Origin of the sequence: Salinisphaera sp. (genome assembly GCF_035690525.1) — a bacterium.
In the GTDB taxonomy this organism is placed as follows: Bacteria; Pseudomonadota; Gammaproteobacteria; order Nevskiales; family Salinisphaeraceae; genus Salinisphaera.
The window spans coordinates 1-6,857 of record NZ_DASSKM010000063.1; the positions used below are offsets into that span (position 1 = coordinate 1).

Genomic DNA, 6,857 nt, shown 5'->3' on the forward strand with positions numbered 1-6,857 from the left:
AAGCGCCACAACCAAGCCGTACGATCGTTGGGCCGTCATCTCGTGCGCGTCATCTGGCGGATGCTGAAAAATAAGCGAGATTACGAAGTTAAATTTAAAATGCCTTGAAAATATAAGAGGGATGTTCAAGTCTACTCACTATTCTTGGCTCAAGTTACTACATCAGTGAGAGAGGCACGATTCACCCATGATGGCTGAGTTGACTGTCGTATATTGCTCGAGTCGTGAGTAGACTTGACCCCAATCACTTGACCCCAATCACTCTCATATTGCCTGAAATCCGTTATTCTGCGTTAATAAACCACACAGGTGGAGGTGGCTTATGTCCCGAACAACGAGTGTCACGATTGGGCCGCAGCTGGATGAATTTGTAGGAAGTCTTATCGCCTCGGGCCGTTACGGCTCGACTAGCGAGGTCATGCGCTCAGCACTTCGGCTACTTGAGCGTCAAGAGAGTCAGCTGGCGGCGCTAAGAGCGGCGATAGAAGAGGGCGAGCGCAGTGGCGCGAGCGATGAATCCCTTCACGACATCGCAGCGCGAGTGAAGCAGAAGCACCGTGTATAGGCTGTCGCGTCTGGCAGCCGACGATTTCGCTAGTATCTTCGAGTACACCTTGGTCGAATTCGGGCCACGCCAAGCCGATGCTTATACCGACGATTTAGAAAAGACGCTTAAGCTTCTCGCGAGTTCTTTGCTGATAAGCCATGAGTGCCCGGAGGTGGCGGCTGGAGTGCATCGTCACGACCACCACCGACATGCGATTTTTTACCGCTACCGAGGCGAAGACATTTTTGTTATTCGCATACTCCATCAGCAGATGGAGTTGGCGAATCATGTCTTTGATGTTGAATAGCATTTAAGGAAATGAAATAAGGATTGGGCCAGATATGACTACGTGCGCACGACCCGGTCTAACCCTGACCCTCGCGTTCTCGGCGAAAAGATTATGAGTAGACTTGATCTAATTACAATCTTTTTCTATGCGCTAAATAGGTTCAGGTCGTGAACCACGCGTTGAGGCGATCGGTTCTTTGTCGGAAAGAGCACTAAGCACAGCCTCCGGCTGCCGAGCCAACACATTCAACAGCACCCTAGCCGGCCCATGCGGCTGCCGGTCCCCGCGCTCCCAATGCCGCAGCGTACCGAGACTAATCCCAAACGACGTCGCAAACTCACGTTGCGTCATACCAACCTTATCGCGCACGGACTTCACATCCATCGCCGACATTTCATGGATGACGACTTGGCTCGGCTTGCCCTTGCTATGCGCAATCGCCTGTTCTAAACCGGTTTTGATGCTTTCGAACGTGTCACTCATATCTAAACTCCTGCTGTCTTCGTGAGCAGCCTGACAAGTTGGGCCAGTTCGTTGCGTTCGGCTTTGGATAGGTTGGCCTTTTCGTTCTTGCCGAAGACAGTGAGCAGGTACAACGGTATTCGCTCGTCGTGAACATAGTAGATGACGCGAACGCCGCCGCTTTTGCCGCTGCCATCGCGAGCCCACCGTAGTTTTCGTATCCCGCCAGTACCTTTCATCACGTCGCCGGTTTTGGGATGTTCGGCGAGGTACTCGATCAAGGCCTGGTGTTCCACAACATCGAGAAGCTTGCGAATTCGGCGGATGAATTCGGGCGTCTCTGCAATGGTCTGCATGCATCGATGGTACGCCAATGGATTGCTTGTTGCTAGTGCTACTTATGCGTTCCGCGAGCCAAGCAACCGTTTAACGCGGTAGCCAAAGAGTCGTGAGTAGACTTGAAGGTAGACCCCCTCTGGAGACACACCGATGTAGCGGTTTATGCCAAAACCGGCCGCGGCATTTACACCGGCATATTCATAATGTCCCTATAGGCATTGACCACGCGGTTGCGCACCTGAATGCCCATGGTGGTCGCGACATCCGCCTTGGCCATGTCCACCATCACATCGTTCAGGCCCACGCCGGGCACGCCGCTTTCATAGGCCTTGCCGGCGGCCATGGCGTCGCTCTTGAGCGCGTCGATACGGTCGATCGAATGGATCAGCGCTTCGGCAAAACTGCCGCCTCCGGAGTTATCGGCCGCACTGGTTGTCTGCCCGGCGGCTTGGCCGGCCGCGGCCTGCATCTGTTGCAGCAGCGGGCCCATGCTCGCTCCGTTGATCGCCATATGTCCCCCTGTCGGCGTCGCCGATTAATGCCAGAGTCGCGAGGCTAGCGCAGGCGCGGCACTCACCATGCGATCAAATAGCGCCCAAATAGCGGGCTATTCGATGCTTTAGAAGTCAAACGATTACTGAATAATCGGGCTCCGACACGCTGCGGCGGTCGCCGCCCCGGCATGTTGGCGCGACCCGACGGCGGTCATGGCGAGGTATTCAGCGGCCGTGATTACGGGGCCGCCTTACGGGGGGACATGGATGAGCAGCGCCGAAGCCCAAGCTTCGACGGGCGGCGGTCTGGCCGATTTATTGGCCCGCCTGCGCGCCTCGCCGCGCCTTGCGCTGATTATCGGCGTGGCAGCGGCGGTGGCCGTGCTGGTCGCACTGTTGCTGTGGGCCCGTTCACCCGATTACGCGGTGCTCTATTCGGGATTGGCCAGTCGCGACGGCGGCCAGGTCGTGGCCCGGCTGGACCAGTTGCAGGTGCCCTACCGGCTTAGCGGCGGCGGCAGCACGATCATGGTGCCGCGCTCGCGGGTCGATCGCTTGCGGCTGCAGATGGCCAGCGAAGGCCTGCCCAAGGGCGGCGGCGTCGGCTTCGAGCTGATGGACAACGAGCCGTTCGGCATCAGCGAATTCGCCGAGAAAGTGAATTACCAGCGCGCGCTGCAAGGCGAGCTGGAACGCTCCATCCAGACCATCGACGAAGTTTCCGGCGCTCGCGTGCAACTGGCGATGCCCAAATCCAGCGTGTTCGTGCGCAAGCGCAAACAACCCAAGGCCTCGGTGGTGCTCGACCTGTACGCCGGACGCGCGCTCGCCAAGGGTCAGGTCGTCGCTATCCAACATTTGGTGGCGAGCGCGGTACCGGGCCTGCCCGTGGACGCGGTAACCATCGTCGATGGTAGCGGCCATCTGCTGTCGGGCGGCGGCAAAAAACACGGCGGCGTCGACGGCACGCGGCTGGCCTACAAGGCGCGGGTCGAAAAGACTTATCGGCAACGCATTCAGGAACTGCTCGCGCCGATCGTCGGCGCCGACAACGTGCGCACCCAGGTGGTCGCCGATCTGGATTTCTCCAAGCGCGAGCGCACCAGCGAGAACTACAGCCCGAACAACGGCGACAAAGCAGCCGCGATCCGCAGCCGCCAGACCAGCCGGCAAGTCGACAAGAACAAGGACCGGGGCGGCGTGCCCGGCGCGCTCAGCAATCAGCCGACCCCGGCCCAGCCCTCGCCCATCAACAACCCGAAACAGCCGGGCGGCAATAACAACGCAACGGGCGCGAACGGCTCGCCGCTGCTGACCAACGGCGCTTTGGGCCTGGACGACTCGGGCCGGATCTCGACGTCCAAGAGCAACACCACCAACTACGAGCTCGACCACACCATCACCCACGTGACCGATCCGGTCGGACAAATCCAGCGTATCTCGGTGGCGGTGGTCATCAATCAAAAGGCGATGACGACGGCCGGCGGCGACAACGAAAAAGCGCCGCCCGGGCTGTCCAAGGAACGGATGGCGCAGATTCGCAGCCTGGTGCGCGGGGCGATCGGCTATTCGCCCGCTCGCGGCGACACGGTCGAAGTCATACAGATGCCGTTTTCCGCCACCGCGAACACGCCCACGGTGGTCGCCGGCCCCGCGTGGTGGCAGAACAAGACGCTCCAGGCGCTGGCGATCAAGATCGTGAAATACCTGGTTCTGGCGCTGGTGGCTTGGCTGCTGTGGCGGCGACTGGTCAAGCCGCTGGCCGAGCGTAGCGGCCTGTTCAGCGAGGTCGCGGTTCCGCGGCGTACCATGACGGCCGTCACGGACAGCGATGAGCCCGAGGCGGAGGATACGGCCGAACAGGCACTCAGAAACCAACGCCGCCAGCGCCACAATAATGCGATCCGCAATGTCCAGGAAGCCGCGCGCGACGACCCGCGCATGGTGGCCATGATCGTCAAAGACTGGATGAAAGAAGATGTTTAGCGGGCAACGCACGGGTTTGGACCGCAGCGCCATTCTGATGATGGCGTTGGACGGCGATACGGCCGCCGAGGTCTTCAAGCACCTGTCCGGGCGCGACGCACAGCAACTCGGCATGCGCATGGCCGGGCTGCGTAATGTCTCCAGCGAGCAGATCGAGGAAGTACTGCGCGAGTTCAACGACGAACTCGACCAATACGGCGCGATCAACATCAACTCCAGCGATCATATCCGCTCGGTACTGGTGAAAGCGATGGGCGAGGAACGCGCCGCCAGCCTGCTCGAGGACATCTTCGAGAACAACGAAGGCTCGGGCATCGACGCGCTCAACATGATGGACGCCAACGTCGTGGCCGAAATGATCCGCGACGAACATCCGCAGATCATCGCCACGATTATCGTGCACCTGGAGCGCGGCCAGGCCGCCGACGTGCTGCTGTGCTTCGACGAACGGCTGCGCAACGACGTGATTCTGCGCGTGGCGACCTTCTCCGGCGTGCAGCCGGCCGCGCTGGCGGAACTGACCGAGGTGCTCGGCAGTCTGCTCGACGGCCCGAACTTGAAGCGCAGCAAGATGGGCGGGGTGAACACGGCGGCCGAGATCCTCAACCTACTCAATACCGCGCAAGAGGAAGCCGCGCTCGCCAGCGTGCGCGAGCACGACGAGAGCCTGGCCCAGCGCATCATCGACGAGATGTTCGTGTTCGAGGATCTGGAAAAGGCGGACAACCGCACCATGCAGCGGATCCTGGTCGAGCTCGACAACGACATGCTGGCGGTCGCCCTCAAGGGCACCAGCGAAACCCTGTTCGCGCGCTTTACCTCCAACATGGCCACGCGCGCGGCCGATCTGCTGCGCGAGGACATGGAGATGCGCGGCCCGGTGCGCCTGTCGCAGGTCGAAAACGAGCGCAAGCGCATCCTCGACGCCGTGCGCCGTCTGGCCGATAGCGGCGAAATCACGCTGAGCGGCGACGACGATGAATATGTCTAGCCCACCGCGCGACAATGCCTGGCAACGCTGGCGGATGGACCCGCTGGAACGCCGCGCGACGGCGCGCGAGCGCGACCGGGTAAGCGGCGAGCCGGTCGCCGAGGGCCCGCCGCGGCGCCGCCGCGAGGATCAGATCAGCATGACGCTGTTCGAACTCGCCAAGGAAGAAGCCGAAAAGAAAGGTTACGCGGCCGGCCACGACGAAGGCTATGCCGCCGGCTACGCCGAGGGCGAGGCCAAAATCCGCGACGAGCAACAGGCGCGCCTGGACGCCGAGATCGCCGAACAACTGGCGCCGATCGAGCGGCTGGTCGCGCAGTTCGCCGAAGCCGCGGCGGCGCTCGACGAACGCATCGGCCGCCAACTGGTCGAACTCGCCATCGAGACCGGCCGCCAACTCGCCGGGCGCGCGCTGGAAATCCGGCCCGAGCATATCCTGGACGACGTTCAGGAGCTGCTGGAAAACCATCCGGGGCTGACCGGCTCGCCAACGCTGTACGTGGCCGCCGACGATCTGGCCCGGGTCGAGCACTATCTCGGCCAGAGCCTGGCCGGCGCCGGCTGGCACCTGCGCGCCGATGCGTCGCTTGCCGCCGGCGATTGCCGGATCGAGGACGACGAACGCGAAATCGACAGCACCGACGCCGACCGCTGGACGCGCCTGCTCCAGGCGGTCGGCCACGCGCAGCACTGATGCACGCCCGCGCCGACCAATTGCTGACCAGCTGGGAAAATCGTCTGGCCACGACGCACAAACGCGTGGCGGCACTGGCCCGCGTACGCGAGCGCGGCAAGCTCATACGGGCCAGCGGGCTGGTACTCGAAGTGGTCGGGCTACGCCTGCCGCTGGGCGCTCACTGCTGGATCGAACAGGTCGACGGGCGCGAACACGCCGAGGCCGAGGTGGTCGGTTTTTCCGGCCGTTCGTTGTTGCTCATGCCGTTCGTGGAAACCACCGGGCTGATCGCCGGCGCGCGCGTCTGGCCCGTGCTCGGCCCGCCCGGCGGCGCGCCCGGCGCGGCCAAATCCCTGCCGGTCGGCCCGGCTCTGCTCGGGCGCGTGCTCGATGCGCGCGGCCGGCCGCTCGACGGCCGCGGCCGACCGGCCGACGCCGATTATGCGGCGCTGACCGGGCCCTCGATCAATCCGCTCAAACGCTCACCGATCAGCGACGTGCTGGACACCGGCATCCGCGCGATCAATGCGCTGCTCACCGTCGGGCGCGGCCAGCGGCTCGGGCTGTTCGCCGGCTCCGGTGTCGGCAAGAGCGTGCTGCTCGGCATGATGGCGCGTTTCACCGCCGCCGACGTGATCGTGGTCGGGCTGATCGGCGAGCGCGGGCGCGAGGTCAAGGACTTCATCGACAACATACTGGGCCCGGCCGGAATCGCGCGCGCCGTGGTCGTCGCCGCCCCGGCCGATACCTCGCCGCTGCTGCGCCTGCAGGGCGCGGACTATGCCACGCGCATCGCCGAGGATTTTCGCGATCGCGGCTATAACGTGCTCCTGATCATGGATTCGCTGACCCGCTACGCCATGGCCCAGCGCGAAATTGCCCTGGCCATCGGCGAACCGCCGGCCACCAAGGGTTACCCGCCGTCGGTCTTTGCCAAGTTGCCCGCCCTGGTCGAGCGCGCCGGCAATGCCGAGCATGGCGGCGGCTCCATTACCGCTTTCTACACCGTGCTGACCGAAGGCGACGACCAGCAAGATCCGATTGCCGATGCCGCCCGCGCCATCCTCGACGGA

Annotated in this window: 9 protein-coding genes; 6 read left to right on the forward strand and 3 right to left on the reverse strand. The window is 62.8% G+C overall.

Translation table 11 applies throughout. The features are described 5' to 3' along the window. Positions 1-322: 322 nt before the first annotated feature. Entirely contained in the window at positions 323-565 is a 243-nt protein-coding gene (locus tag VFJ08_RS04885; RefSeq protein ID WP_324995747.1) for a type II toxin-antitoxin system ParD family antitoxin, read from the forward strand. Then, the gene (locus VFJ08_RS04890) at positions 558-854 is read left to right on the forward strand and encodes a type II toxin-antitoxin system RelE/ParE family toxin (protein ID WP_324995748.1); all 297 of its coding nucleotides are present in this window, start codon (positions 558-560) and stop codon (positions 852-854) included. The genes VFJ08_RS04885 and VFJ08_RS04890 overlap by 8 nt, the downstream gene beginning before the upstream one ends. Before the next feature lie 132 nt (positions 855-986). On the opposite strand, the gene VFJ08_RS04895 is transcribed toward VFJ08_RS04890, so the two are convergent. From VFJ08_RS04895 to fliE, 3 genes are all read right to left on the reverse strand, one after another. Continuing rightward, entirely contained in the window at positions 987-1,319 is a 333-nt protein-coding gene (locus VFJ08_RS04895; protein ID WP_324995750.1) for a helix-turn-helix domain-containing protein, read from the reverse strand. Positions 1,320-1,321: 2 nt separating this feature from the next. Further along, positions 1,322-1,654 (reverse strand): type II toxin-antitoxin system RelE/ParE family toxin, encoded by a 333-nt coding sequence (locus VFJ08_RS04900; RefSeq protein ID WP_324995752.1) that lies wholly within the window; start codon positions 1,652-1,654, stop codon positions 1,322-1,324. A 167-nt stretch (positions 1,655-1,821) separates the two neighbouring features. Continuing rightward, a complete protein-coding gene (gene fliE, locus VFJ08_RS04905) occupies positions 1,822-2,148 on the reverse strand; it encodes a flagellar hook-basal body complex protein FliE (RefSeq protein WP_324995754.1) in 327 nt (108 codons plus the stop codon). A gap of 250 nt (positions 2,149-2,398) precedes the next feature. On the opposite strand from fliE, the gene fliF reads away from it, so the two are divergent. The 4 genes from fliF to VFJ08_RS04925 form a co-directional block, all read left to right on the forward strand. Then, entirely contained in the window at positions 2,399-4,117 is a 1,719-nt protein-coding gene (fliF, locus tag VFJ08_RS04910) for a flagellar basal-body MS-ring/collar protein FliF (RefSeq protein ID WP_324995757.1), read from the forward strand. Then, positions 4,110-5,108, forward strand: a complete 999-nt coding sequence (gene fliG, locus VFJ08_RS04915) for a flagellar motor switch protein FliG (RefSeq protein ID WP_324995759.1) — start codon at positions 4,110-4,112, stop codon at positions 5,106-5,108. Before fliF ends, fliG begins: the two co-directional genes overlap by 8 nt. Next, complete coding sequence (locus tag VFJ08_RS04920; RefSeq protein WP_324995761.1) at positions 5,095-5,802, forward strand: flagellar assembly protein FliH; 708 nt, start codon at positions 5,095-5,097, stop codon at positions 5,800-5,802. Before fliG ends, VFJ08_RS04920 begins: the two co-directional genes overlap by 14 nt. Beyond that, on the forward strand, positions 5,802-6,857 hold a 1,056-nt coding region (locus tag VFJ08_RS04925), incomplete at its 3' end, for a FliI/YscN family ATPase (RefSeq protein ID WP_324995763.1). The genes VFJ08_RS04920 and VFJ08_RS04925, both read left to right, overlap by 1 nt.

Excerpts from the sequence above, each read along its gene's own strand:
- VFJ08_RS04885 (WP_324995747.1), top strand. The coding sequence starts at position 323 with ATGTCCCGAACAACGAGTGTCACGATTGGGCCGCAGCTGGATGAATTT.
- VFJ08_RS04895 (WP_324995750.1), bottom strand. The coding sequence starts at position 1,319 with ATGAGTGACACGTTCGAAAGCATCAAAACCGGTTTAGAACAGGCGATT.
- VFJ08_RS04900 (WP_324995752.1), bottom strand. The coding sequence starts at position 1,654 with ATGCAGACCATTGCAGAGACGCCCGAATTCATCCGCCGAATTCGCAAG.
- fliE (WP_324995754.1), bottom strand. The coding sequence starts at position 2,148 with ATGGCGATCAACGGAGCGAGCATGGGCCCGCTGCTGCAACAGATGCAG.
- fliF (WP_324995757.1), top strand. The coding sequence starts at position 2,399 with ATGAGCAGCGCCGAAGCCCAAGCTTCGACGGGCGGCGGTCTGGCCGAT.
- fliG (WP_324995759.1), top strand. The coding sequence starts at position 4,110 with ATGTTTAGCGGGCAACGCACGGGTTTGGACCGCAGCGCCATTCTGATG.
- VFJ08_RS04920 (WP_324995761.1), top strand. The coding sequence starts at position 5,095 with ATGAATATGTCTAGCCCACCGCGCGACAATGCCTGGCAACGCTGGCGG.